Genomic DNA, 26,236 nt, shown 5'->3' with positions numbered 1-26,236 from the left:
TTTTAGCGATCGCTCTCTTCACCAGTTATATATAGTTCTCTTGTACTACTCAAAACACACCTCTACTTAGCACTTTTCTCTATTTAGATGCGTTTGCCCTGAGCAATGAATAATGCCACCAGAGAATCCTTGATTGCTAAAGAAGAAATTACACGGGCTTTTGCGAATAAAAATTACTGACAAGGACTCCAAGCGCAAGATAAAAGAGCAATCCTTAATGGCTGCGTTAAAAAAATTTGCGTAGATGGTAACTTTGTCATAGCCATTGAGTATCGTTACTAAATTAACATGAGTTTGAGGAAACTAAAAAATAGTAGAAGTAATCAATATTCACTTGGATTACTTGGCTTGGATTAGGAATTTTACAAATCGGAACACCTTCATTCTATCTATTAATATGGATATTCGGTAGTAAAAACCTAAATACATATCAACTATTTAAATTGGTCGATCTGAGCCATTAATCATTAAAGCTGCTCTTTTGCCCGTTACCAACAATACCTAAAATATTTATCGAAGAAAGTTTCAAGTGATCTAAAGCCTGTTGTATTTTTGAAGAATCTGTTTTATCAATCCTGGCTACTAATAAAATGCCATCAGTATTTGGTGCTAGTAAGCTAGCGTCAGCTAAGCCCACAATAGGTGGTGTGTCATAAATTACTAGATCAAAGGTATTATGGAAATCTGCCATCATGCGCTTCATTTTCTTAGACGAAAGCAACTTTGTGGGATCAGGAGGTACGGGTCCAGCTGTGATTACAGATAATTGACTCATAGAAGGAAGTTTCCGAATTACTTCCCCTGGTGGTAAATTCGTAGAAATTAAATTACTCAATCCCCAGAGGTTATTTAAACCAGAAAGGCTGTCAATCACAGGTTGACGCAGATTTGCATCTATAAGTAGTACTCTTTGACCCATTGCTGTAGCTATTTGAGCCAGATGGAAAGCAACTGTAGATTTACCATCACCAGACATTGCTGAACTAATAATGATGGAACGCATTTGGCGATCGCCATTGAGAAGTTGAATGTTACTATAGAGTACCCGTAAAGCTTCCAAAAATTTTACAGAATGGTTGCTGTAGTCTTGATCCGGTATGACTGCCAATCCAGGAATAATGTTAGGTGGCAAATCAGGTATCCTTACTAAAGGAATATTTCCTTGGATAGTAGTGGATTGAGTAATTTGGAGTTGCTTTTCAAAAGGAATATTTCCTAATAATGGAAGTTTCAGCTTTTCTTTAAGATCATTGGCACTATGGTATGTACTGTCAAATTTCTCAACTAGTAAAGCAACGCCGATTGCCAATACTAAACTTGTGGCCAATCCCACTAGTAAATTTCGGGCGGTATCAGACGTGGTTACAGGTTGTTCAGGGTCAAAGGGCTTTTGAAGCAATTGCCATCCTAACTCTGTCTGGGATACTCGAATTTGGAGGTTTTCACGGGTAGATAGAAATTTATTGAGACTATCTGTAGTCAGCTGTAATTTACGTTGCAGTGCATTATACTGCCTTGCTAGTGCTGGCAGTATCTTACGTCTTTGTTGAAGTTTTTGTATAAGTTTGTCTATCTCTTGTCTTTGCACTTCTAGAGTCTGGACTTGAACCGCAGCCTCTGAAAGTTTTACATCCAAAAAGCGTTGTCCTTCATTGTGTAGCAAGGGTAGTAAACTTTCACGTTTATCCTTCAATGCTTGGAGAGTAGGATTATTTTCTTGCAGACGTGTTGACTCTTGGGCAATCTGAGCATCTAGTTGACGAATCTGGGACAGTACCTGCTGATATAAATTGCCATTATTCATAACAGCCGCAGATCCATCTTTTCCCTTTAAAATATCAAAGTTAGAGCGAGTTCGTCCTAACTCCATCTCAACCTTTTCTCGTTGCTCAGATAAAGCGGCGATTTGGTCATCAATGCGCTTGGCCTCGACTTCTGGGTCGTTAAATGTGTAATTTAGCCGAAAAGCTTGCAATTCTTTTTGAATCTGATCAACTCGATTTTGCAACAAGGGCAGTTGTTTTTCAATAAACTGAATTCCTTGACGTAATTTAGTTTGGCGTCTTTCCTGGCTATAATCTATAAATTCCTGAGAAATTTTATCTAAAACAGCTTTAGTTTTCTTGGGATCTTGACTCCGATACCTCACTTCTATAATCTTAGTTTCACCTAAGCGATTAATCTGCAAAGCATTCATGATATCGTTATAGGTGAGGTCTGGATAAGAGACTTGCAACTGTTTAATCAGGCTACCCATAAGTTCAGGGCTTTTAAGAACCTGAATTTGGCTATCATAATCTAGTCCACTGGTGTTGTTTGATTTAGGGTCATTGACGACATCCACTACTTTGCTGTCATCGTTCACAGGTTCCACTAATAGCTGAAAACTGCTTTCATATTCTGGTTGCTTCTGGTTCAACTTCAGATTGACGCTATTAATTACCATCACAACAGTAGCTACTCCAGCAACAACTAGCGCTCGCCTTCTCAAAAGACTGAGAAAATCATCAACACTCCAATCATTTCCCGAATCTTCAGTTTCCAAAAAAGGTTGTGACTGCTGAGATTTCGGTACAGCGTTCATATTCCGGTCATATTCTGAGAATTGATTAGATTGATTCTTCATTGTGTTAAGACTTAGTAATTAGTATTTAAAACTTGCTAATTGATCAGTTAAGTATCGAATAACAGCCTAAAAAACTATGTAATGATGCAGCAACTAACAGTTTAATTGATAGATAAACGAACGTTGGCTTAAATTTAGGCTTTTCCAAAAATTAATAATTTTCTCAGGGTCTTGACCACAGATCTACAAGAGTATGGTTTTTAGCGAGCACCAGTATATTTAATGAGGCAATATAGGAAATAGGGCTGATTATTAGCTGGTTGATTGAGCTAGTTTGATAGAATTTTTAAGTAAAATGAAAGATAAAATTATAAATCACTAACATCTAAATCAATAATTTTTTTTAATATCATTGATCCCTAGCGAAAAGATTACTTTACTATCTAAATTATCCTGTTTCTCTTATAGAGCATTTTTGTAATTCTACTACATTAATAGTTAGTCCAAAAATATTTATTTATATGTCCTTCGGCTGGAAATTGCTACACAGCCTTCTAAAAGGGGATTTTTACGTTACTTATTCTTAAAGGTAAGTTTAAAGTATTCTATTTTACATATAGGACTCATACTTGATTTTTGAAATATATGTAGGGGAGCCACTGCTCCCTTACAGGTTTCCTGGCTCTCTCAGTAGCGTTGGGTAATGCCCACTGAAACCCTGAGTATGGTGGGCATTGCCCAGGCTGTTGACTTTGTTGGTTTTTAGTAAACTTGTACCATATCTATTCATTTTTGTTAAAAGCCTTCTCAGTACGGGGTTTCAGGCATGATGAAAGATCAGAAATTTTGCATGAACAATACCCAAAAAAGGCAGAGAGTGAACACCATAGGCATTGCTCACCCTACAGATACGGATATTTTTTCAAAAATCAAATTGGATTATTACATAACCTATTTGTATAACGTTAAGCAAGTAATTTATCTTACGCAAGTTTGGAAGATACTTAAGCTAACTCATTAGATTTTAGCTCCTAATTGCAGAGTTTACATAAATACAAGTAGTAAATATTCAAATATAAAGTATATAAAAATACTAAACTCATTTTTGAATTTAAGCAAAAACATTTAAAAAATATTTGCATTTTAAAAAAGAATAATGAAGTCCTGACAAAGCTGCCATTAAATAAAGATCATATGTAGTATTTTTCCGAAAATATAAAGTTATGGTAAAGTACGCATATACACTGGAAACATGGTATTTTAATTGAAGATTGCTTGCCATAAACATATAAGTATAGAAAAACTTTATGTTCCTATGGCTTAATAATTCCTTGTTAAAACCAGTACACCAAAAAAGGTGTTTTTGTACGTTCTATATCAGTGTGTAAATACCCGTTTCGCAAATTGTAACCAACCGAAACTTATCAATTAGAACTACTAATATCCATTGTGAAGAAATCTAAACTGAATTTTAAATCCTACACAACTCCAGGGCGAACGCACTGGAGTTCTGAAACTCCTGCTGGATCAAGATATTGACGAAAAAATAGGCTAAATCATAAAATGCCGAAACCCTTACTGTTAATGAATTCTTACCCTTTAGATGCGTTTGCCCTGTACATAATTCCTAGTGAAGTAAAGATAATCAAAAGCTCAGAGTATTAAAGACTAAAGCCGAGTTAACTTCTTTACCAGGTAAAGATTTTGTTTTAATAATCAGATTCATCCGACTTAAATAATTGTGTTCCCTTAGCTGCCTCGATTTTTCATATCTTCTGTATCAGTTAAGTCAAATAATTCTGTCAATAAGTTTGAAAGCCTTGTTGTTCAACAATAATAGGCTTTATTCTTAACATTTAAGTTTTAGAGTTTAAATTGACTATAATCGCCTAAAAACCTGATTTAATGGCAAAATCATTTAATTTTATGAAAATTTCTGCATAAAACTGCTGAATAATCAATTTTTTATTATATAATTATTCGGTAAACCTTTTTACTAAACTCTATAGTAAAAAGACGAATAGAGTAATATCTATTGTTTTGGGTTTTTGTAAATTTGCGTTTTGCTAATTATATTTTTGAAAGAAGATATAGCAGTATATAAGATGACGCATTTACTAATAAATACATCTACGAAAAATAAAGAAAAATTGGCTATTTATCTATGCAAATTAGCATAGAAATTCAAATGTTTTCATTAGCATCTTCGGCAACATTTATACCAAGGAATATAGGCGATGAGACTTAATGAATGGATTAATCAGAAATTGTTGTCATCCATTTCTAATCAATTAAAATCTAAGCATCAGAATTCTTTTGAGGCTCCAAAATCCTTACAATTGTCTGTGATCACCCAGTTCTTCCCCCCAGATTATGCAGCTACGGGACAGTTAATTGAAGAACTAGTAAGGCACTTAGGACAGCAAGGAATAGGTGTTGAGGTTTTTACCAGTCAACCTGGATATGCGTTTCAATCAGATACGGCTCCATCTGTTGAGCATTTAGGTCGAGTGCGAATTCAGCGATCGCGCACGGCTCGACTCTGGCCGGGACGAATTCGTGGTAAGGCGATTAATGGTGTCTTATATACTTTGCGTGCAGCACTTTATTTAATTAGAGGCTGGCGTCGCAGTAATTTATTGTTGCTAACTACAGCTCCCCCATTTTTACCAATCGTCGGATATTTAGCTCATACCTTTTTCCGGCTTCCTTATGTCTGCATCCTCTATGACTTATATCCAGATATTGCGATCGCTTTAGGAGTCATCTCTAAACATAATTGGATGACACGATTGTGGCAGAACCTCAATAAACAGATTTGGTTGAACTCCAAGGGGATCGTAGTTCTCAGTCCGGCTATGAAACAACGAATAGTGGCAAACTGCCCACAAATAGCCAATAAAGTATCTGTGATACACAGTTGGGCTGATCCCGAATGGATTATGCCAATTGCCAAACATAAAAACTGGTTTGCTTGGAAGTATAATCTCGTTAAAAAATTTACCGTACTTTACTCCGGTAATATGGGTCGCTGTCATGACATTGATACCATACTGCAAGCTGCTCAATATCTGCATGATGAGCCAATTCAGTTTGTCTGCATTGGTAGTGGAGCAAAACGTAGCGAGCTGATGGAGGAAGTGAAACTATTAGGATTGAACAATTTCTTGTTTCTACCCTATCAAGATCAGCAAGTGCTTCCCTATTCCTTAACTGCTTGCGATCTATCACTGGTGAGTGTTGATGCCTCTACAGAGAGCTTAGTCGTCCCTAGTAAGCTGTATTCAGCCTTAGCATCAGGACGACCAATAGCAGTAATTTGTTCACAGGAATCATTTTTGAGAGAGATGGTTGCAGAAGCTAATTGTGGTGCCACTTTTGATAATGGCGATGGCCATAGTTTAGCTCAGTTTATTCGCTTACTTCGTAACGATCGGCAATTAGGGGATCGCATGGGTAAGGCGGGTCGGCAATATTTGCGATCGCATTTCACACCAAAAATCATATCTAAGCAATACCTTGATGTTTTGCAACAAGCAATATTGCCTGAAAGTGTGGCAACTATGTCGCAGAACCATAGAAAATGAAAGTTTCTACTTTCTACAATTAATTAGCTAATTCAATCAGTTATTCGCTTCTTATTAGCTGAAACTCAATATTTTTTCTGTCGTACTCATGCTTGATTCAGTAAAAATCGTGAATTGGAACGCTTTGCCTATGTCATAAACATTTCAATAAAACTACTGCTAGATATTAGAGTTAAAAGGAGGTTAATTTATCATTCTAAATACGCAAAAATAATCTCTATAATTGCGGATTTTTTAAATTTTGAGTTTTAGCGTTTGTACAATTGCGTGAGCTATTGTCAACTTAAAGCTCATAATAGAGGTTGTTAGCTAGATACATTTTAAATTCTAATTCAGTTCTAAAAAGCAATTTTAGAGCTTGTTTTTGATGACTAAAAATTAGAATTATTGAGTTTAAAAAAAATTGTAAATTAGGAAAATCATGTTATATTTATATGTGGTAACAAACAAGAAATATCACTCTAATTTAATGTTAGCCAGTTATTTAGTAGTAGTTCATCAGTTAATTTAACCTTTTATTAACTTAATTTCCATAATTTGATTTACAAAATCAATTACCCAGGAAACTCTGAGCACAGAATAACTAAATAATTTATTGTTTATGTAGGAGATGGGCTTTGATGGTCTTATTGATCTCAGTCCCTCCAAACCTAACCTTCCTGATTGTGTTGTCTATTTACTGATATGGGAGGTCAAATTGCAGAGAAGGTGTGACCGAAATCGGAAACGTTCAAAAAGACGTGCTATCTACTGTCCATATCACGGCTGCTATCTCGATAGTGTCAGTCAAAAATATAAACTGTTTGCCAATCAAGCTGGACAGTTGCAGCAACGAGGTATGAATCGGCGGAATGCATTGATGTTGGTAGCAAATCACAGTGCTGTACCTATAGAGGGAGAATGGTTAGAGGCTTTTTGGTGTGACCAGTGCCAGCAAACAAAGTGGTATCACGTCCATCGGTGCGGTGAGCGTACCTATAATCTTTCTCTAGCACCACTAGAGCTTTGGCAGCAAGTAACAGGAGTAATAAATCCTGAGGGGAACCCTTCTGTAGGAGAGTTTACTCGCAGACAAGCAAGAGTACTTGGCGATAAAAGCATCAAAGATTTTCATTTTGTAGGTCAGCATTAACCTATCTCACGTAATTTTACAGGTGGCATCGTAATTTTTTGTATGTCATTAAGAGTGAAGCAAAGCAATCACAAAATCTCTACCTTAGAGTAAGTTCATGCGATTGTTATTATGCACTAAAGCTATGCAAACTTCGTGCCTCCACCCTGCGGAAAGTAAGCAAAAACTACTAAATTAAAATCAACTGTAATTATAATTATTTACCCGTATACAAGACATAGAAATTTAACATATAAATAAAGCCCATTAAATCATGAATATGAATATGAATTTGTATGATGCTGAAAAAAACTAAAGTTGTGTATCGACCTGAAAGTCGAATCAGACATCCGCTACAATTATTTCGAGAAATGTGGCGAGACTTATTAGCATCACGAGAGTTAGCTTGGCGGTTGTTAGTTCGTGACATTAGTGCTCAATACCGTCAATCTTTATTAGGAATTTTCTGGGCATTTATCCCGCCAGTAATTACAGCAGCTGGTTTCACTTTGGCAAAAAACAATGGGATTGTCAACATTGGTAATACAGAACTACCCTATGCAGCCTATGTAATGTTTAGCATGTCCCTGTGGCAAACCTTTATCGAAGCTTTAAATGGCCCAGTCCAAGCAGTAACAGCAGCGAAGGCAATGTTAGCGAGAATTAACTTCCCTCGTGAATCATTGATTGTTGCTAAATTAGGCGAAGTATTTTTCAACTTTGCCATCAAGCTCATCTTAATTGTCGGCTTATTTATCTGGTTTAAAATTCCCGTAACCTTGAGTATAATTTTAGCGCCAGTAGCATTAATTCATTTAATATTTCTAGGAACATTTATCGGGTTAATTTTAGCCCCAATAGGCACTTTATACCAAGATGTGACCAAAGGGTTAACACTAATTACTGGATTTTGGTTGTTTCTCACACCCGTAGTTTATCCAATACCCTCTGATGGTATATTTGGCGGTATTGTGAAGCTAAATCCTGTGACTCCTTTGTTAGTGACGACGCGAGAATTAGCAACAACAGGTGTTGTCTCAAATCCAATAGGGTTTTGGGTAGCGAGTGGAATTGCATTAATTGGTTTGCTAGTAGCCTGGGTTTTTTATCGACTGGCAATGCCGTTTATTGTGGAGCGTATGAGTTCTTAAGATGAGTGACGAAGTCTTAGTCAAAGTAGAAAACGTTTCCAAGAAGTTTTGCCGTAGTTTGAAGAAGTCTCTGTGGTATGGGGTGCAAGATATTGCGACGGAAATCACGGGACGTAAGTTTGATCATTCTCTGCGACCAGATGAGTTTTGGGCAGTGAATGATGTATCGTTTGAACTACGGCGGGGAGAAGGTCTGGGACTAATTGGCCGAAATGGGGCAGGTAAATCAACATTGTTGAGAATGCTCAACGGTTTAATTAAGCCAGATAGGGGCTACATTGAGTTAAATGGCCAAGTAGGCGGATTGATTGCTTTGGGAGCAGGATTTAACCCGGTGCTAACGGGGCGAGAAAATATTTACGTGAATGGGTCAATTTTAGGACTGAGCAAAAAGGAAATTGACACTCGATTTGATGAGATCGTTGCCTTTTCTGAATTAGAAGAGTTTATTGATGCGCCGGTGCAGGGCTATAGTTCGGGGATGCAGGTGCGTTTAGGCTTTGCAGTGGCGGCGATTTTGTTGAAGCCGGATATTTTGCTGCTGGATGAGGTACTGGCGGTAGGGGATATTGGATTTACGATTAAGTGTTTAAATGTGATGCGGCAGCTTGCTGATCAATGTGCCGTGATTTTTGTCACCCACAGCATGCAGTATGTATCTACCTTTTGTAATCGGGTAATGGTGATGAAACAGGGGCAACGTATTGCTGAAACACGAAATGTTGGGGAGGGAATTGAAGCTTATCTAGCCTTGTTTGCGGTAGATAAAAATGTGGCGGGGACTGGAGAAGCTTCGATACCGTTGGTTTTGCTGAAATGCCAGGAAACCAATGAGACGGGTGTTGACGGGGTGCGGGTTCCGCATGGAGCATCTCTGCTTTTGGAAGTTGAGATTCAGACTCATCGCGAGGCGCAACTTTGGATTCAGATTGATACCCAGGGGTTTGTGCCGGTTATGGCATCAAGGGTTTTAGATGAGCAAGGAGATAATTTGCGTTTGCCATCTGGAAGGCATCGGCTCAAGTTAGACCTGGGCAAGATCGAGTTCAATGCGGGGCTATACTCAATAGTGCTTGGTGTGAGCGATCCAGTGACCCGAATTAGCCTTTGCCGTCATCAGGGAATCGCATCTTTTCAGGTTGTTTCCAACAGCGTGGAGTGGGGATATATGGTGCGGAATCTTACAGCAACTATCACAGAAAATTCCAATGAAGAATAAAATTAAGCCGCAAATTATTGGAAATATGATTGCTATAAATTTCGACATTAAAAAAGATAACAACTTCACTTATAAATAACCCTGGATTTTCTCATAGCGAATGTTAGATAGGGCATGTGGCTATTGAGCAATTTACTGTTGCTACCTCAAGTTTGGATAGCTATCTATAAGACATGATAGGCTATTTTCCTGAGTACAGAAAATATTTAACTATCTCAATATTATAAGCAATGATTAAAAAAACTTACGTAAAAGATTTAGCAATCTTTGGCGGAATTCCTGCCTTTGATGAAAAGCTCTATGTAGGTCGTCCTAACATTGGTAATCGCGATCGCTTATTAGAACGTATCAACGACATGCTTGATCGCCGTTGGCTTTCCAATAATGGTGCTTTTGTTCAAGAGTTTGAGCAGCGGGTCGCTGACTATTTAGGCGTCAAGCACTGTATCGCTGTATGTAATGGCACTATTGCTTTAGAGTTGGTGATTCGGGCACTAGAGCTTAAGGGGGAAGTGATTGTTCCTTCGTTTACCTTTATTGCTACGGCTCATGCACTGCAATGGCAAGAAATCACACCTGTCTTTTGTGATATTGACCCTAAGACACATACGCTTAATCCTTGGCGGATCGAGTCTCTGATTACACCTCGCACCACGGGAATCATTGGGGTGCATGTTTGGGGACAACCTTGTGATATTGATAACTTGAGAGAAATTGCTGATAAACACCACCTCAAACTAATGTTTGATGCCTCCCATGCCTTTGGATGTTCTCATAACGGCAGAATGATTGGCAACTTTGGCAGTGCTGAAGTGTTTAGTTTTCATGCAACTAAATTTATTAATAGTTTTGAAGGAGGAGTGATTGTTACCAATGATGACGAGTTAAATCAAAAAATTCGCCTGATGAAAAATTTTGGTTTTTCTGGGTTTGATAATGTTATCTACCTTGGTACTAATGGGAAAATGCCTGAGGTTTCTGCGGCTATGGGTCTTACTTCTCTGGAGAGTTTGGAGGAGTTTATTAAGGTCAATCAGCATAATTACAAATGTTACCAGGAAGGCTTGGCTGGTATACCTGGGGTATCGTTGTTTCCTATGGATGTCTCTGAGAAGCGTAACTGTCAGTATGTTGTGTTAGAGATAGATGAATCTCAGACTATGGTTAATCGAGATTTGTTAGTTAAAATACTCCATTCTGAAAATGTAATCGCTCGACGGTATTTCTACCCGGGTTGCCATCGTATGGAGCCATATCGCTCTTACTTTCCTCATGCTGGTTTATTGCTACCAGAAACAGAAAAGCTGAGTCAAAAAGTTTTGATATTACCAACAGGAACATCTGTTTCAGAAACCGATATTAGCCAAATATGTCAAATCATCCAATTTGTAGTTAAAAATCAAATCACAAATTCTAAGTTAAGCATTAATTGAATTAATGTTATGACTGATAAAAGATAGTTGTTGATAGATTTTAACGTACATGAATGTAGCATTAACTGCAATTGGGTCTATGTCATCCGAAGCTGTCATCAGCTCATTGAGAAAAAACCATTTCCATAAAATTATAGGTTTTGATATCTATCCTCAAGACTGGATAGCTACTTCAAAACTAGTTGATTTATTTCATAGAGTACCTTTAAGTAAAGACAAAGAATATATAGAAACAATTTTAAAAATTTGTTTGCAAAATCAAGTAGAATTTCTTATTCCCTTGACCGATCCTGAAGTAGACATTTTATCTGTTCATGTCGAAAGATTTAAAGAGAATGGAATAAATCTATGCATATCAAATCAAGACTCTGTAGCAATAGCGCGAGATAAACTAAAGGTTTTCAACTTTTTCAAAGAAAGTAATGAAATATTAACCATACCAACTTTTGAAAAATTAGATGAAATTAATACAAATATTTTTAAAGATGTCATTGCAAAGCCACGCAGAGGTAGAAGTTCTGAAGGAGTTATAAAGTTTAGCAAAATAGATAATCTGAAAAATTATCTCTTTGATAGAGATGATTATATTTTTCAGCCTATTATTGAAGGTACTTTTATAACGGTTGATACTATTAGGAATGACAATGGCAATCATGTTTCTATTTCACGCAAAGAGTTATTGAGGACGAAAAACGGTGCAGGTATAGTTGTAGAGCTTTTTAGAGATAAGCAATTGGAGAAAATAGTTAATAATATTACTGATTACTTAGGCATAAGTGGTTGTATAAATATAGAGTTTATTTTATATAATGGCAAATATCTGTTAATGGATATCAATCCAAGATTTTCAGCTGGAATAGGCTTTTCTATTATTGCTGGTTATGATTTTGTAGGAAATCACCTAAAATGTTTTCAAAGTATTTCCATAGATGAAGAAGTGAATTATGAATCAAGAATCCTGTCAAAAAGATATGTAGATATCATAAACAATTAAATAGATCGTAAATAAGTATAAATTGAGGATGCAATAATGGAATTATTAAGTAATAAAAAATATTGGAATTTGGAGTGGGAAAAAATTTTTGATCGTTACCAAAACGATCCGAGATTTGCATATTATTTATATGCAGTATTAGAGGATAACGAGAAAAAAATTTTGGAACTTGGTGCTGGCAGTTTTCGAGATATGCAAAAACTAAATAAATGGGGACTTGAATGCTATGGTATTGATTTTTCTGATAAATCGGTTGAAAAGGCTAAGAAGCAATTTCCAGAATACAGTGATTTAATAATTCAATCTAATGCTTTTGACTTGCCTTTTGATGACAAATATTTTGATGTTTCCTATCATAATGGATTTTGGAGTTGCTTCTCAGATAACGATATTAAGTTGTTGGCATATGAGCAAGCAAGAGTTACCAAAAAAAGAATGATTATAGCTGTACATAATGCTCATAATCCTGCTTTTATAGAGTACTTTAATAGACTAAAAGTAGATGATCCACTTTATTCTGCAAGATTTTTTACCATTTCAGAAGTTACTTCTATGATAGAGACTTGTTGCTCTGAGATTCAAATTATTCCTGTTGGAAAAGGAAAAAAATTTTATGAAGATTACTTGATTAATTTAGGCTTGGGAGCACGAGATAACTTAAGAAAGTGTTTCGAGTATCATAAAATGGATTTGCTAGAGACAAGTGAAAGATTGCTTTGTATTGGAAAAGTAAAGTAAGAATTAATTATATTATGTCTGTAACTTTAATATCTGAAGAGGAAATTCTATCAAGTTGGGGGGAATATTCTACTCCTTTAGTCAGTATATGCTGTACTACTTATAATCATTCAAGGTTTGTTCAAGATGCATTAGAAGGTTTTTTAATGCAAAAGACAACTTTCCCCTTTGAGATAGTTATTTTTGACGATGCCTCAACTGATGGTACACAAAAAATAATTGAAGAATATATGGAGAAGTATCCAAATTTATTTGTGCCTTTTTTACAGAAGGAGAATTTATGGCAGGGTAAAGGTATTTCTGGTACATTTACTATTGCTTTCCCTAATGCACGAGGTAAATATATTGCCTTGTGTGAAGGTGATGACTACTGGATAGATCCCTACAAGCTGCAAAAGCAGGTATATTTATTAGATAAACATCCTGAATATTCAATATGCTTTCATAATGTTACAGAAGTTTATGAAGATAAAACTCAAGAACCCCAGAACTCTATTTGCTGTTATCCAAAACAAATATTAGATATTGAGGATTTATTGTATCAAAACTTTGCTTATACATGTACAGCAATGTTTCGTAGAAGTTTATTTAGCAAACATAAATTTCCAGATTGGTATTTGCGACCAGGCTTAGTAGAAGCAGCAGATTATCCCCTTTGGATTTTTAATGCTGAGCATGGTAAAATTGCCTATCTTCATGAGGTCATGGCTGTTTATAGACATCATAGTGGAGGATTTTGGTCTACAAAAGATAAAATTCACCAACTGAAAAATACAATTAGAACTAATCAGTATATAAATAAATATTTAAATTTTAATTATCAAAAAATTATTAAGTCTAAAATATCTTATTTTTATTATGAAATTGCTTTAGAATACCAAATAAAAGGCAATATTGCACAAGCAAGAAAATATTTTATTAAATGTTTGTTTGAATTTCCTTTTAATCGAAGAGTTTCAAAAAAACAATTACTAAAACAAATTATTTGTTGTATAAATAATAAAAATATGTTTTTGATATTTAAAAGCGGTATCAAAATTGATTAAATCAATAATCATTATAATAAATACGCAAGAGTAAAATTAGAAAGCGTTGCTAATTTAATTATGAATGTTAAACCTTTGATATCCGTAATTATGCCATTTTTAAACACTCAAAAGTATATTCAAGAATCTATTGAGAGTGTTCTGGCTCAACACTACACCAATTGGGAATTATTATTGATTGACGATGGTTCTACTGATGGAAGTACAGAAATAGCCAAGCAGTATGCTCAACAATATCCCGAAAAAATACACTATTTAGAACATGAGGATCATCAAAATCGAGGAGCCAGCGCTTCTCGTAATGTTGGTCTTCGCAATTCTAAAGGCTCTTGCATTGCTTTCTTAGATGGTGATGATATTTGGTTACCGTTCAATCTAAGTCTTTTGGTTGGGCATTTGAATTCCCATCCTGAAGCAGCTATGGTATACGGGCCGACACAGTGGTGGTATAGCTGGACAGACAATTCTGATGATATGGCTCATGATTATGTTTGCGATTTAGGTCTTCAAGCTAATATTCTGTACAAACCACCAGCATTATTTATTCCTTACTTTCTAAAACAATCAGCTATTACACCTTGTACCTGTAGTCTTCTAATTCGACGTGAGGTAGTTGAGGCTATAGGAGGATTTGAGGAAAGTTTTCGATACGTTTATACTGACCAAGCATTTTACGCAAAGGTTGCTCTGAAATCAGCAATTTTTGTAATTAGTGAATGTGGTGCGAAGTATCGACAGCATCCTAATTCAAGCTGTGCTGTTGTAGAAAAAACGGGAAAAGCTTTTGCTGCTCGGTCAAAGTTTTTACATTGGGTTGAGAAATATTTGTCCGAACAAAAGGTTGAAGAGCCTCAAATTTGGCAAGCACTCGAAAAAGCTTTATGGCCTTATAACCATCCATTTCAGAATAAATTAATAACATATGTACAAGATGGTGTTAGTCAAATAAAGATGCTGGTGAAGTCTATAGTAAGGAAGACATTACCTGTCGAAATCCGTAATTGGTTACGAGTGCAATGGCAAGAAAAAGGGTAACTAATTAATATTAGTTTTTAGATCAAATAATTTTAATTCTGCACTCATAAAAATTAGACGAATAACATGAAAGATAAACTCATTCAACAAATCCAAGATAAAACCGCCGTGATTGGTATTGTGGGTTTAGGCTATGTTGGATTACCTTTAATGCTTAGGTTTGTAGAAGCTGGTTTTCATGTACTTGGTTTTGATATTGACAAAAATAAAGTTGAGCAACTGAATAAGGGCAAAAGTTATATAAAACATATTAACCAAGAATTGATATTTCAAGCTCAAAAAGCAGAAAAATTTGTAGCAACTTCTGATTTAAGCCGCGCACATGAACCTGATGTGTTGATTATGTGTGTCCCCACACCACTTGGAAAACACCACGAGCCTGATCTATCCTTTGTTATCAATACTATTAACTCTTTAATTCCTAGTTTAAGAGTTGGGCAACTATTAAGTTTGGAAAGTACAACTTATCCTGGTACTACAGAAGAAGAAATTCTACCAAGAATAGAAAAGCAAGGATTTAAAATTGGTGAAGATATCTTTTTAGTCTACTCTGCTGAACGTGAAGATCCAGGCAATAAGCACTTTTCTACTCAAACTATTCCTAAAGTTGTTGGTGGTACAACAAAGTCATGTTTAGAAGTGGGAGTAGCCTTATATGAAAGTGTGATTAACAAAGTTTGTCCTGTTTCTTCTACAAAAGTAGCTGAAATGACTAAGCTACTAGAAAATATTTATCGTGCTGTAAATATTAGTTTAGTAAATGAGTTAAAAATTATTACCGATCGAATGGGAATTGATATCTGGGAAGCGATTGAGGCTGCTGCAACAAAGCCCTTTGGTTTCACTCCATTTTACCCTGGGCCTGGTCTTGGTGGTCATTGCATTCCCATTGATCCTTTTTATCTAGCTTGGAAAGCTAAGGAATATGGAATCAACTCTCACTTTATCGAGTTAGCTGGTGAAATTAATATTAAAATGCCTGATTGGGTGATTGGTAAGCTTGTAGAAGCGCTCAATAATCAGGGTAAAGCTTTGAAGGGTTCAAAAGTTTTAGTATTGGGAATAGCATACAAAAAAAATATTGATGATACACGAGAGTCGCCAGCAGCTGAGTTAATGGAAATACTAAAACAAAAGGGAGCTATTATTTCCTACTCCGATCCTCATATTCCAGTTTTTCCTCAAAAAAGGGATTATCAGTTTGATTTAAAATCACTTGAAATTAATGTTGATACTTTATCTCAAATGGATTGTGTTTTATTAGCTACAGACCACGATCAGTTTGATTACGATTTTATTCAAAAGAATAGTTCGCTTATTGTTGATACCAGAGGACGTTATCGTCATCAATATTTTGCAAATGTAGTTAAAGCATAAAATTTTCTCCATATTCTGAGAAGTTGACGTTCTTAAATTGGGTAGAGAAATATTTATCTAAACAAGAAGTTAAGGAGAAAAAAGTCTGGCAAGCACTCAAAACAGCCTTACTTCCTTACCATTATCCTCATCTGTATTACATCTCAAAACGCCTTCACTATCTAAAGGGACGTATGAAAGCAGTTATAAAATCAATTGCCAGACAGACATTACCTGCCTCTGTTAAGGTCAAACTAAAGTCTCAGTTGCAAGGAGTAGAATATACTCCTCCAGTAGGAGAGGTAAAATTTGGTCATTTGCGACGGGTAAAACCTATTAGTCAGTACTTCGGTTATGATCGAGGTCTGCCAATTGACCGTTATTATATTGAAAATTTTCTTTTTCAGCAGGTTGAAGATATTCGTGGACGTATCTTGGAGATAGGTGATAATTTTTATACTACAAGATTTGGAGGCGATCGCGTTACCAAAAGTGATGTGCTACACGTCAAAGACGGTAACCCAGATGCAACTATTGTTGGTGATTTAGCTAATGCTGAAAATATTCCTTCAAATGCATTTGATTGTCTTGTACTAACACAAACTCTGCATTTAATTTATGAGCTCCCGGCTGCACTCAAAACCATCTACCGCATATTAAAACCAGGTGGTGTGGCTTTAATTACCGTTCCCGGAATTACCCAGATTAGTGTTGATGAGTGGAAAGATTACTGGTGTTGGAGTTTCACTGCTATATCTGTGCAAAAGCTGTTTGATGAATTCTTTCCCCAGGCAAATGTGCTGATTAATACCTATGGCAATGTACTAGCAGCAACTTCCTTGCTCCAGGGATTAGCAGCTGAGGAACTGCAAAAACAAGAGTTAGATTATCACGACCCAAGTTATCAAGTTTTAATCAGTGTTAGAGCAGTGAAACCAGAATAAACGCTATGGGAATACGTGGATTCGGCAGATTACAGCAAGTTCGGCAACGAATTGCATCAAAGGCGCTGATTTTAATGTACCACCGTGTTGCTGAAGTAGATTTAGACCCTTGGGGACTATGTGTAACTCCTCACCACTTCGCTGAACAACTGGAAGTTGTGCAAAAATATGCTTATCCTTTGAGCCTGAAACAGTTTGTGCAAGCTTACCAGAATGGCAAGATTCCAAACCGAGCAGTTGTGATCACCTTTGACGATGGTTATGCAGATAATCTCCATAATGCAAAACCCCTATTAGAAGAATACAACACTCCAGCAACAGTATTTGTCAGTACTGGTTATATAGGACAAGAGCGTGAGTTTTGGTGGGATGAGTTAGAGCGACTACTGTTGAAACCGGGTAAATTACCAGAAAAGCTTTCCTTGACTATTAACGGTAGTGTTCATCAGTGGGAGTTAGGTACAGCAGCAGATTATAGTTTAGAAAAATATCAGCGCGATCGCACTTGTAAAGCCTGGGAAGCTGCGCCAGGTTCACGAATGCATTTTTATTACACAATTTGGGAAGTATTGCGACCTTTAAGTGACAGTCAGCGGTTGAAAGCGTTAAAAGATATCCTTACTTGGAGTCATGCTCAACCTACTGCACGTCAAACGTATCGTCCGCTGTTTCTTGAAGAAGTATCTACATTAGCTGATGGAAAATTAGTAGAAATTGGCGCACATACAGTTACCCATCCCTTTCTCTCAGCGCAATCAAAAGAATTGCAACGATATGAAATCGAGCACAGTAAAACTTACTTAGAAAAAATTTTAAATCGTTCAGTCACCAGTGTTTCCTATCCTTTCGGCGATCGCACCACGGAAACCATTGAACTAGCTCGCTGTGCTGGATTTGACTGCGCCTGCTCTACTGCTCAAGGTCTTGTCTGGTACAAGAGTAACCGCTTTGATTTGCCTCGGTTTGCCGTTGAAAATTGGAATGGAGAAGAATTTGTTAAGCAATTACTGAGGTGGTTTCATGAGTGAACAGATAAATAAGAAACCGTTAGTTTCTTGCATCATGATCTTTTTAAACGCTGGGGAAAAGTTCTTCATCGAAGCCATAGAAAGCGTTTTTTCCCAATCCTATGATAATTGGGAACTTTTGCTAGCAGATGATGGTTCAAACGACGAGAGTACTGCTATTGCTTGGCGATATGCTCAAAAATACCCAGACAAAGTGCGCTATCTAGAGCACGAAGCTCATCAAAATCGCGGTATGAGTGCAACACGCAATTTAGGTATTCGCCATTCTCAAGGAGAGTACATTGCTCTTCTAGATGCAGATGACATCTGGTTACCACAGAAACTAGAAAAACAATTAGCAATCTTGGAAGCACAGCCTGAAGCCGCTATGGTCTATGGCTCTACTTTGATGTGGTTTAGCTGGACGGGTAATCCTGAAGATACTCAGCGGGATTTTGGACGACGTTTAGGTGTGAAACCTGATACGTTGGTACAACCGCCAAAACTTCTTAAGCTCTTCTTAGAAGACAAAGCATCAACACCAGCTACTTGTAGTGTACTCATGCGACGTGAGCTAGTCAAGAATGTTGGCGGTTTCGAGGAGTCCTTCCGAAGTATGTATGAAGATCAAGCCTTTTTTTACAAGGTCTCTCTTCACGCACCTGTCTTTATTGAAAGTAGTTGTTGGGACAGGTATCGGCAGCACTCAAATAGCTCTTGTTATGTCGCACAAGCTTTAGGACAGTACAATCCCTCACAACCTAATTCTGCCCATTTATCTTTCCTAAATTGGTTAAAAAACTATTTATATAAAAAAGAAGTGAAGGATAGTGAAGTTTGGCAAGCTTTGAATAAAGCTTTGTGGCCTTATAATTACAAAAAATTGTATGAATTGTCACAATTTTATCAACATATTAGGCAGTCTGTTAAAAAGAAGATAAAACAATTTATCAAGCTGCCATTAAAAATGAATTCAAAACTGAGAGAGAGTAATTTTTGATAAATTTATTGAATATACATATGAAATTAATCATTAGTGTTATCATTTGCACTTACAATCCCCGGCGCGATTATCTTGACAAAGTGCTAGCAGCACTAAAATCACAAACGTTGTCACTAGAGCAATGGGAATTATTGTTCATTGATAACGCAAGTGATCAATTTCTTTCTTCAGAAATCGATATTACCTGGCATCCTAATGCTTATCATATTCGAGAAGAACAACTAGGTTTAACACCTGCTCGGCTACGTGGAATTAAGGAGGCTAAGACCGAAATACTAATTTTTGTAGATGATGATAACGTTTTAAATTCTGACTACTTAGAAGTTGCTTTACAAATTAGTAAAGATTATCCCTTTATCGGCGCTTGGGGTGGACAAATTAGACCAAATTTTGAAATTGAACCACCAGAATGGACTAAGCCATATTGGCCAATGTTGGTAATTCGAGAATTCGAGCGAGATAAGTGGTCGAACTTGCTACATCAGCATGAAACAACACCCTGTGGTGCTGGACTTTGCATTCGCAAATTTGTAGCTGAAAAGTACGCTGAATCACTATCTATTCAAACTGAGAGAATTAAATTAGATCGTCAAGGTAAGCAATTAACTTCCGGTGGAGACTCAGACTTGGCTTTTACCGCCTGTGATATGGGTTTAGGCACAGGTCAATTTACAGCACTCAAAATGACTCATTTGATTCCAGCTTTCCGCCTGCAATTGGATTATCTTGAAAGATTAGCAGAAGGAATGACTTACTCTCATACAATTGTTAATTCGATTCGAGGCCAAATACCCAAAAAACCGTCTTGGCGAAAGAAGCTGTTTCAATATTATATTCGTTGGCGGTTAACTCCTAATCAACGTCGTCTTCACGATGCCTCCATCAGAGGTCTAGATATGGCTTTGAAGTCCCTAACTTCTTGAGTGTCGTAGAAGGAAGCCTAGAACTCCAGGTGCGCGAAGCATAAATATTGTAGGGTATTACACAAATGAAGAAATTACTTGTCACTGGCTCCTCAGGGCTGATTGGTTCTGAGGTTTGTTTATATTTTGCTAATCAAGGCTGGGCAATTTATGGTGTTGATAATAACCAAAGAGCCGTTTTCTTTGGTTCTCAGGGAGACACTCGCTGGAGCCAACAGCGGTTACAGTCCTTAATTAAAGGATTTGTGCATTATGAAGTGGATATTCGCGATCGCCAAGCTATCCTAGATCTCATTGATAGCCTCAGACCAGATGCGATCGTCCATGCAGCAGCACAACCTAGTCACGATCTCGCAGCAACAATTCCCTTTGAAGACTTTGACACCAACGCTGTCGGTACATTAAATCTTTTGGAAGCCACTCGTCGATTTGTTCCAGAAGCGCCTTTTGTGCATATGTCTACCAATAAGGTATATGGGGATGCACCTAACGAGATTCCAATGGTGGAGTTGGAAAAGCGCTGGGACTACGCTGACCCAATTTATCAGTATGGTATTCCCGAATCATTGCGTATTGACCAATCCAAACATTCCCTATTTGGTGCTTCCAAAGTTGCTGCCGATATTATGGTACAAGAGTATGGCCGATACTTTGGTCTCAAAACTTGCTGCTTGCGTGGTGGTTGTCTGACAGGCCCTAATCACTCTGGCGTGGAATTGCATGGATTTCTCAGTTACTTAGTTAAATGCAATCTTGAGAAAAAGACTTATAAAGTATTTGGTTATAAAGGCAAACAAGTTAGGGATAATATCCATTCTTATGATGTAGCACATTTTATCGAAGAGTTTATCCAGACTCCTCGTAGTGGTGAAGTTTACAATCTTGGAGGCGGTAAAGAAAACACATGCTCAATTTTAGAAGCATTTGATATCGTTGCTTCTCTAACTGGCAAAAATATGGAGTATGAGTATGTAGACAAAAACCGTGAAGGTGACCATATCTGCTACTACAGCGATTTACGTAAAATGAAAACACACTATCCTAACTGGTCGATAACCAAATCACTACAGACAATATTTACAGAGATTGTAGCAGGCTGGTTAAGCAGAAATCAGTAGTTCTTCAAAGATAGTTAAAACTAACGATAAATGAGTAACTTGCCACGACTTTTAATTGTTAGCGAAGCAACTCTTAGCTTAAATGGCAAAGGAGTAAACCGCACGCTGGCTAATCTATTTGATAATTATCCCTCTGATCGCTTGATGATATTTGCTCCAGCAGAACAAATGCGAAATGAGCCAACTGCACCACAATGGCAACAGCAATCTTGCTCTTTCCGCGAACATTATATTTCACCCCTACGTAATAGATTTGGCTTTTTAGTGAAGTCATTTATAAATTTCATAAATTTGCAACTGCTGGATTGGTTACCAATTCCTAATAAAGTAAAAATAGCAAAATTTGCGCCAGAAGCAATTCTTATCTGCCCTATAACACCTTTATGTCTCTTGATGGGATGGAAAATTAGCAAGCAATTCCAGTGTCCATTTCTAATTTATTTCATGGATGATTGGGTGGCTGATGATAATACTCGTTGGTTATCAGGAAGTGTACAGAATGTCACTGCCCAACTTCTGAGAAACTCAACTGGGTGGCTGATGATTAGTGAGCAATTACAGGAGAGTTTAGTTAGTCGATATCAAGTTACACCGAAGAATTCCATCATTGTGCATAATCCTGTCGAATTATTAGAACAATATGCTCCTGACTTTAATGTTATTGAAGGAGAACCTTTCAGAGTAGTTTATGCTGGCTCAATCTGGCAAATGCATTACGATGCAGTCGCTGTTATGGCAGAGGCTATTTTTCAATTAAGAACTGAGGGTAAAGCCATTGAGCTTATTTTACATACCGACCAGTCTTTTTGGGATTGGTATAAAGAAAAATGGGAGCTATGGCAAGTAACTAATGGTGATTTCATTCCTTATGAAAAATTGAACAATGCTTTAATTAAAGCAGATTTACTACTAGTTGCTTCGTCATTCTTGCCAGATTATTATCATATGACTCAGTGTTCAGTGCAAACAAAAATAACTGACTATATGGCATCAGGTAGACCTATTTTATCTTGTGGACCTACTTACTCTGCCTGTAATCAATTTGTCAAAAAATGGAATTGTGGTCTTGTTTGTGAAACCAACAACGTTTCGGAAGTTAAGCTTTTTGTGGCAGAACTAATGGAAAATCGAGACAAGAATCAAAGATATGCAAAGGTAGCATATGATGTTTTAAAACAAAACTTTGAAAAAAATAAGGTTAGTAGTGAGCTATATCAGTGGATTTCTAAAACCACTCTAAAGACAAGCAAAGAAATTACTCGCATCTGAGGAAGTGAGTATATTGGCGCATACAATTTTTTATAAAGTTAGTACATGTATGAATATAAAAACTACATTTTCAGTAATTATTCCTACCTATGATCGCAATGATTTACTAGCAAAATGCCTAAATTGTCTTGCTCCATCTGTACAAACATTGCCCGCAGATCAGTATGAAGTCATTGTCACAGATGATGGCTCCCAAACTACTGCTGAGGAAATGATTCGGCAACAATACCCTTGGGCAAAGTGGGTTGCTGGTCCACGCAAAGGCCCAGCTGCTAATCGCAATAATGGGGCTAAGTATGCTCAAGGGAAATGGTTAGCTTTTACTGATGATGATTGCTTACCCGACCCTCAATGGCTAGAAGTTTATGCTAAAGCTACAGTGGCTGAACCCTCTTGTTTAGTTTTTGAGGGTAGGACTTATGTTGATCGCCCCAAAAAAACACTAAGTGAAATCTCTCCTGTGAATGAAACAGGAGGATATTTATGGTCATGTAATTTTGCAATTCAACTGCAACTATTTCAGTCTTTAGGTGGTTTTGACGAGCGATTTCCCTACGCGGCTATGGAAGATGTGGATCTGAGACTAAGGCTCACAAAGATAGAGCGCAAATTTATTTTTGTAAATTTAGCCTCGGTATGCCATCCTTGGAGAACTAAAGGTGGCTGGAGAAAGCTCAAACAGCATCAGGAATCAGTATTAATTTATCTATATATTCATCCAGAAGAGTTAGTTAATATTAATTTTAAAACTTATTTAAAGAATAATTTATATAGTTTTATAAAATTTACAATACCAGAATCTTTAATATTTAAAGGACATGGAATTAAAGAAGCATTTTTAGAACATATAGCCAATTTTCACATGGCTTTTAGATTATACAAACAGTTTCACTTCAATACAAATAAAATTAACTAAATTATTAATTATGCGAAACAATAAAGCGTCTGCTAATTCTATTAATAGACCTTGGTTAATGAATGTTAGACCCTTATGGTTAAGAGAAACTTTATTTTGGAAGTTGTATGCAAATACTACAAATACGAAATATTTAGACTTATTTAATAAAAGTAATTTAGAATTTTCTCCTCATATCTTTTTGCACTTAATGCCAACAGATATAGCTCATAAATCTATTGCCTTCTTGGGATTTTATGAATTACCTGTTTCTAGGCGTGTGATAGAACTAGCAAAGTCTGGAGGTTTAATGATTGATGTTGGTGCTAACTATGGTTATTATTCATGTCTTTGGGCTGCTACTAAAGATAATAACAGAGTGATTGCATTTGAAGCATCTCCCAAAAACTTTGAGGCTTTAAAATTGAATTTGCAAAGTAATAGTATTATTCATCAAGTAGATTTACAAGAGACAGCTGTAGGCAAAGAGAGTGGAAGTATAAAATTCGATTTGGGACCTAATGATCAAAGTGGATGGGGAGGGATAGTTTTCCAATCCCAGGATCGAACTATTGAAGTCCCGGTTGTTTCACTTGATGATTTTTTACTCAACAATGAGTGCCAACACATCGATGTTCTAAAGATAGATACAGAAGGTGCGGATACTTGGGTACTCCAAGGAGCAGAAAAATTATTGCGATCGCACAAAATTAGCCATATTTTTTTTGAAGAGAATGTTGTTCGTATGTCAAAACTCGGTATAAAACCTGGTGAGGCACAAAAGCTTCTCCAAGATTACGGTTATTATATCGAAAGTTTAGGTGGAAATGAGTGGTACGCAAGAATTTAGTGAGAAAACGATTCAGATTTAATAGATTCATTCAAGACGGTAAAAAGTGACGCTCAAAAATCAACCTATCAAAATTATCCAAATTGTTCCACAATTGCCGCCATCCATTAATGGTTTAGGTGATTATGCCCTGAATTTAGCACGTCAGTTGCAAAAAGACTACAAAATAGAAACGCACTTTGTTGTTGGCGATCGCAACTGGAATGGCCCAGTAGAAATTGAAGGATTTCCTGTGAGCAAAATTAGTGATCGCTCTGCTGATGCATTGCTAACTTTATTGTCAAGCGATCGCACCTCTGCTGTATTGTTGCATTATGTAGGTTACGGCTATGCCAAGAAAGGCTGTCCGGTGTGGCTGCTTGAAGGTTTAGAACGTTGGAAAACCAACTCTGCTAACTCTCGGTTGGTAACTATGTTCCATGAAGTCTATGCTTCCGGTTCACTTTGGACAAGTGCTTTTTGGTTATCTCGTTTGCAAAAAAATTTGGCTGTCCGATTGGTTAAATTAAGCGATCGCTGTCTAACTAGCAAAGTAAGTTATGCTGAAATTCTCTATAAACTTGCACGGGTTAAACAAGGCTCTATTACTTCACTCCCTGTATTTTCCAATATTGGAGAACCAGAGTACGCTCCACCTCTAGCTGAACGTACTTGCCGGCTTGTAGTGTTTGGTAGCCGCAACTCAAGGCTGCAAGTATATCAACAATGCCGTGCAGGTTTGGCATTAATATGCCAAGCTTTAGAAATTCAAGAAATATATGATATCGGTGTTTCTACTGGTTTAGATCTGTCTGAGATCAACGGTATTCCTATTGTGGAAAAAGGAGTTACTCAAGCATCAGAGATTAGCAAGATTCTACTAAATTCTGTAGCAGGCTTTTTAAATTTTCCCCTACCACCATATTTAGCAAAATCAGGTATTTTTGCTGCTTACTGTGCTCACAGGCTTATTCCTTGTATGGTTTCTTTCAGCACCACACCAAGAGATGGTCTTCAAACAGGTAAACATTATTGGTCTGTTGATAGCCAAAGTAAGCATTTATGCTTAGAAATGGCACAAGAAATTGCAAACAATGCTTATGCCTGGTATCAAACCCACAGCCTGACCGTGCAAGCAAAAATTTTTAAAGATCAGCTTAATCTTCCACTTCAGCAGAAATTAGATTAGCTCAAGTAGTAGTTTTATCCATCGCTATGAATTTCTCTAATATTTCCAATAAAAACCTGCTAGGTCAGTTATTGCGTTTTCCTTTGAAAGTAATTCCACCTGCAACAATCATGCCTATTTTGCAGGGAAAACTAAGGGGTAAAAAATGGATTGTTGGTTCAGGTCAACATGGCTCTTGGTTAGGGAGCTACGAATATGACAAGCAAATTCTCTTTCAACAAATAGTTACACAGAGAAGTGTAATATACGATATAGGAGCACATACTGGCTTCTATGCACTCTTAGCATCAGTTCTAGTTGGAGCTAATGGAAAAGTAGTTGCCTTTGAACCAGATCCTCGTAACCTTTTTTATCTTAAAAAACATTTACAACTCAACCAAATTCAAAATGTAACAGTTATTGAAGCAGCAGTTTCAGATTCCTGTGGAAAAATGTTCTTTGAAGGAAGCACTTTTCTCGGACAATTACCATCTCAGGGAAATATCGAAAGTAGTTTTCTCGGACGATTATCATCTCAGGGAAACATCCAAGTTAAGACAGTTGCTATAGATGAATTGATTAATAAAGAGCAAATTCCGATACCAAATTTCCTCAAAATTGATGTAGAAGGTGCAGAACTGTTAGTTCTTTCTGGAGCCAAACAAACTTTGAGCAAGGCTCACCCAACAATTCTTCTGGCAACTCATGGAGCAAAAGTTCACCAACAATGTTGTGAATTTCTAAAATCACTAGATTATAAGTTAGAAGCAATTAATGGAGGAAGTATTCAGGAATCTTGTGAACTCATTGCTTACTTCAACAACTAAAAAGCAGTAAAAAACTT

21 protein-coding genes are annotated in these 26,236 nt (G+C 36.8%); 20 read left to right on the top strand and 1 reads right to left on the bottom strand.

The features are described from left to right. Nucleotides 1-460 precede the first annotated feature (460 nt). A complete protein-coding gene (locus H6G41_RS28235) occupies nucleotides 461-2,626 on the bottom strand; it encodes a polysaccharide biosynthesis tyrosine autokinase (protein WP_190750842.1) in 2,166 nt (721 codons plus the stop codon). A 2,177-nt stretch (nucleotides 2,627-4,803) separates the two neighbouring features. Here H6G41_RS28235 and H6G41_RS28230 point away from each other — a divergent pair. The 20 genes from H6G41_RS28230 to H6G41_RS28135 all read left to right on the top strand — a co-directional run bounded on the left by H6G41_RS28230 (nucleotide 4,804) and on the right by H6G41_RS28135 (nucleotide 26,219). Next, a complete protein-coding gene (locus H6G41_RS28230; protein WP_190750840.1) occupies nucleotides 4,804-6,153 on the top strand; it encodes a glycosyltransferase family 4 protein in 1,350 nt (449 codons plus the stop codon). Nucleotides 6,154-6,850: 697 nt separating this feature from the next. After that, nucleotides 6,851-7,285, top strand: coding sequence for a hypothetical protein (locus H6G41_RS28225; RefSeq protein ID WP_190750839.1), 435 nt, complete (start codon nucleotides 6,851-6,853; stop codon nucleotides 7,283-7,285). A gap of 275 nt (nucleotides 7,286-7,560) precedes the next feature. Continuing rightward, nucleotides 7,561-8,415, top strand: coding sequence for an ABC transporter permease (locus H6G41_RS28220; protein WP_190750837.1), 855 nt, complete (start codon nucleotides 7,561-7,563; stop codon nucleotides 8,413-8,415). A 1-nt stretch (nucleotide 8,416) separates the two neighbouring features. Then, on the top strand, nucleotides 8,417-9,634 hold the full coding sequence (locus H6G41_RS28215) for a polysaccharide ABC transporter ATP-binding protein (protein WP_190750834.1): 1,218 nt from the start codon (nucleotides 8,417-8,419) through the stop codon (nucleotides 9,632-9,634). Nucleotides 9,635-9,864: 230 nt separating this feature from the next. Beyond that, on the top strand, nucleotides 9,865-11,067 hold the full coding sequence (locus H6G41_RS28210; RefSeq protein ID WP_190750832.1) for a DegT/DnrJ/EryC1/StrS aminotransferase family protein: 1,203 nt from the start codon (nucleotides 9,865-9,867) through the stop codon (nucleotides 11,065-11,067). A 79-nt stretch (nucleotides 11,068-11,146) separates the two neighbouring features. Beyond that, nucleotides 11,147-12,061 (top strand): ATP-grasp domain-containing protein, encoded by a 915-nt coding sequence (locus H6G41_RS28205; protein WP_190750830.1) that lies wholly within the window; start codon nucleotides 11,147-11,149, stop codon nucleotides 12,059-12,061. A 36-nt stretch (nucleotides 12,062-12,097) separates the two neighbouring features. Further along, nucleotides 12,098-12,799, top strand: coding sequence for a class I SAM-dependent methyltransferase (locus H6G41_RS28200; RefSeq protein WP_190750828.1), 702 nt, complete (start codon nucleotides 12,098-12,100; stop codon nucleotides 12,797-12,799). 14 nt (nucleotides 12,800-12,813) lie between these two features. Further along, nucleotides 12,814-13,845, top strand: a complete 1,032-nt coding sequence (locus H6G41_RS28195) for a glycosyltransferase (RefSeq protein ID WP_190750826.1) — start codon at nucleotides 12,814-12,816, stop codon at nucleotides 13,843-13,845. Between the two features lie 60 nt (nucleotides 13,846-13,905). After that, complete coding sequence (locus H6G41_RS28190; RefSeq protein ID WP_190750824.1) at nucleotides 13,906-14,880, top strand: glycosyltransferase family A protein; 975 nt, start codon at nucleotides 13,906-13,908, stop codon at nucleotides 14,878-14,880. A gap of 66 nt (nucleotides 14,881-14,946) precedes the next feature. Continuing rightward, the gene (locus tag H6G41_RS28185) at nucleotides 14,947-16,257 is read left to right on the top strand and encodes a nucleotide sugar dehydrogenase (protein WP_190750822.1); all 1,311 of its coding nucleotides are present in this window, start codon (nucleotides 14,947-14,949) and stop codon (nucleotides 16,255-16,257) included. A gap of 23 nt (nucleotides 16,258-16,280) precedes the next feature. Then, nucleotides 16,281-17,180 carry a methyltransferase domain-containing protein gene (locus H6G41_RS28180; protein WP_199316356.1) on the top strand — a complete coding sequence of 300 codons (900 nt, stop codon included), beginning with the start codon at nucleotides 16,281-16,283 and terminating at the stop codon, nucleotides 17,178-17,180. A 5-nt stretch (nucleotides 17,181-17,185) separates the two neighbouring features. After that, nucleotides 17,186-18,208, top strand: coding sequence for a polysaccharide deacetylase family protein (locus H6G41_RS28175; protein ID WP_190750820.1), 1,023 nt, complete (start codon nucleotides 17,186-17,188; stop codon nucleotides 18,206-18,208). Beyond that, nucleotides 18,201-19,187 (top strand): glycosyltransferase family A protein, encoded by a 987-nt coding sequence (locus H6G41_RS28170; RefSeq protein WP_199316354.1) that lies wholly within the window; start codon nucleotides 18,201-18,203, stop codon nucleotides 19,185-19,187. Before H6G41_RS28175 ends, H6G41_RS28170 begins: the two co-directional genes overlap by 8 nt. A 20-nt stretch (nucleotides 19,188-19,207) precedes the next feature. After that, nucleotides 19,208-20,113, top strand: a complete 906-nt coding sequence (locus H6G41_RS28165; protein ID WP_190750818.1) for a glycosyltransferase — start codon at nucleotides 19,208-19,210, stop codon at nucleotides 20,111-20,113. A gap of 65 nt (nucleotides 20,114-20,178) precedes the next feature. Continuing rightward, nucleotides 20,179-21,231 carry an NAD-dependent epimerase/dehydratase family protein gene (locus H6G41_RS28160; RefSeq protein WP_190750816.1) on the top strand — a complete coding sequence of 351 codons (1,053 nt, stop codon included), beginning with the start codon at nucleotides 20,179-20,181 and terminating at the stop codon, nucleotides 21,229-21,231. Nucleotides 21,232-21,261: 30 nt separating this feature from the next. After that, complete coding sequence (locus H6G41_RS28155) at nucleotides 21,262-22,500, top strand: glycosyltransferase (RefSeq protein ID WP_190750814.1); 1,239 nt, start codon at nucleotides 21,262-21,264, stop codon at nucleotides 22,498-22,500. A 49-nt stretch (nucleotides 22,501-22,549) separates the two neighbouring features. Continuing rightward, complete coding sequence (locus H6G41_RS28150; protein ID WP_190750812.1) at nucleotides 22,550-23,416, top strand: glycosyltransferase family 2 protein; 867 nt, start codon at nucleotides 22,550-22,552, stop codon at nucleotides 23,414-23,416. A gap of 10 nt (nucleotides 23,417-23,426) precedes the next feature. Next, nucleotides 23,427-24,245 (top strand): FkbM family methyltransferase, encoded by an 819-nt coding sequence (locus tag H6G41_RS28145; RefSeq protein ID WP_190750811.1) that lies wholly within the window; start codon nucleotides 23,427-23,429, stop codon nucleotides 24,243-24,245. A gap of 46 nt (nucleotides 24,246-24,291) precedes the next feature. Further along, nucleotides 24,292-25,413 (top strand): glycosyltransferase family 1 protein, encoded by a 1,122-nt coding sequence (locus H6G41_RS28140; protein WP_308796612.1) that lies wholly within the window; start codon nucleotides 24,292-24,294, stop codon nucleotides 25,411-25,413. 26 nt (nucleotides 25,414-25,439) lie between these two features. Next, complete coding sequence (locus H6G41_RS28135) at nucleotides 25,440-26,219, top strand: FkbM family methyltransferase (protein ID WP_190750810.1); 780 nt, start codon at nucleotides 25,440-25,442, stop codon at nucleotides 26,217-26,219. Nucleotides 26,220-26,236 lie beyond the last annotated feature (17 nt).

Origin of the sequence: Tolypothrix sp. FACHB-123 (assembly GCF_014697075.1) — a bacterium.
Taxonomy (GTDB): Bacteria; Cyanobacteriota; Cyanobacteriia; order Cyanobacteriales; family Nostocaceae; genus Aulosira.
Note: the sequence above shows the minus strand (reverse complement) of the source record. Positions and strands in the feature narration are given on the sequence as shown.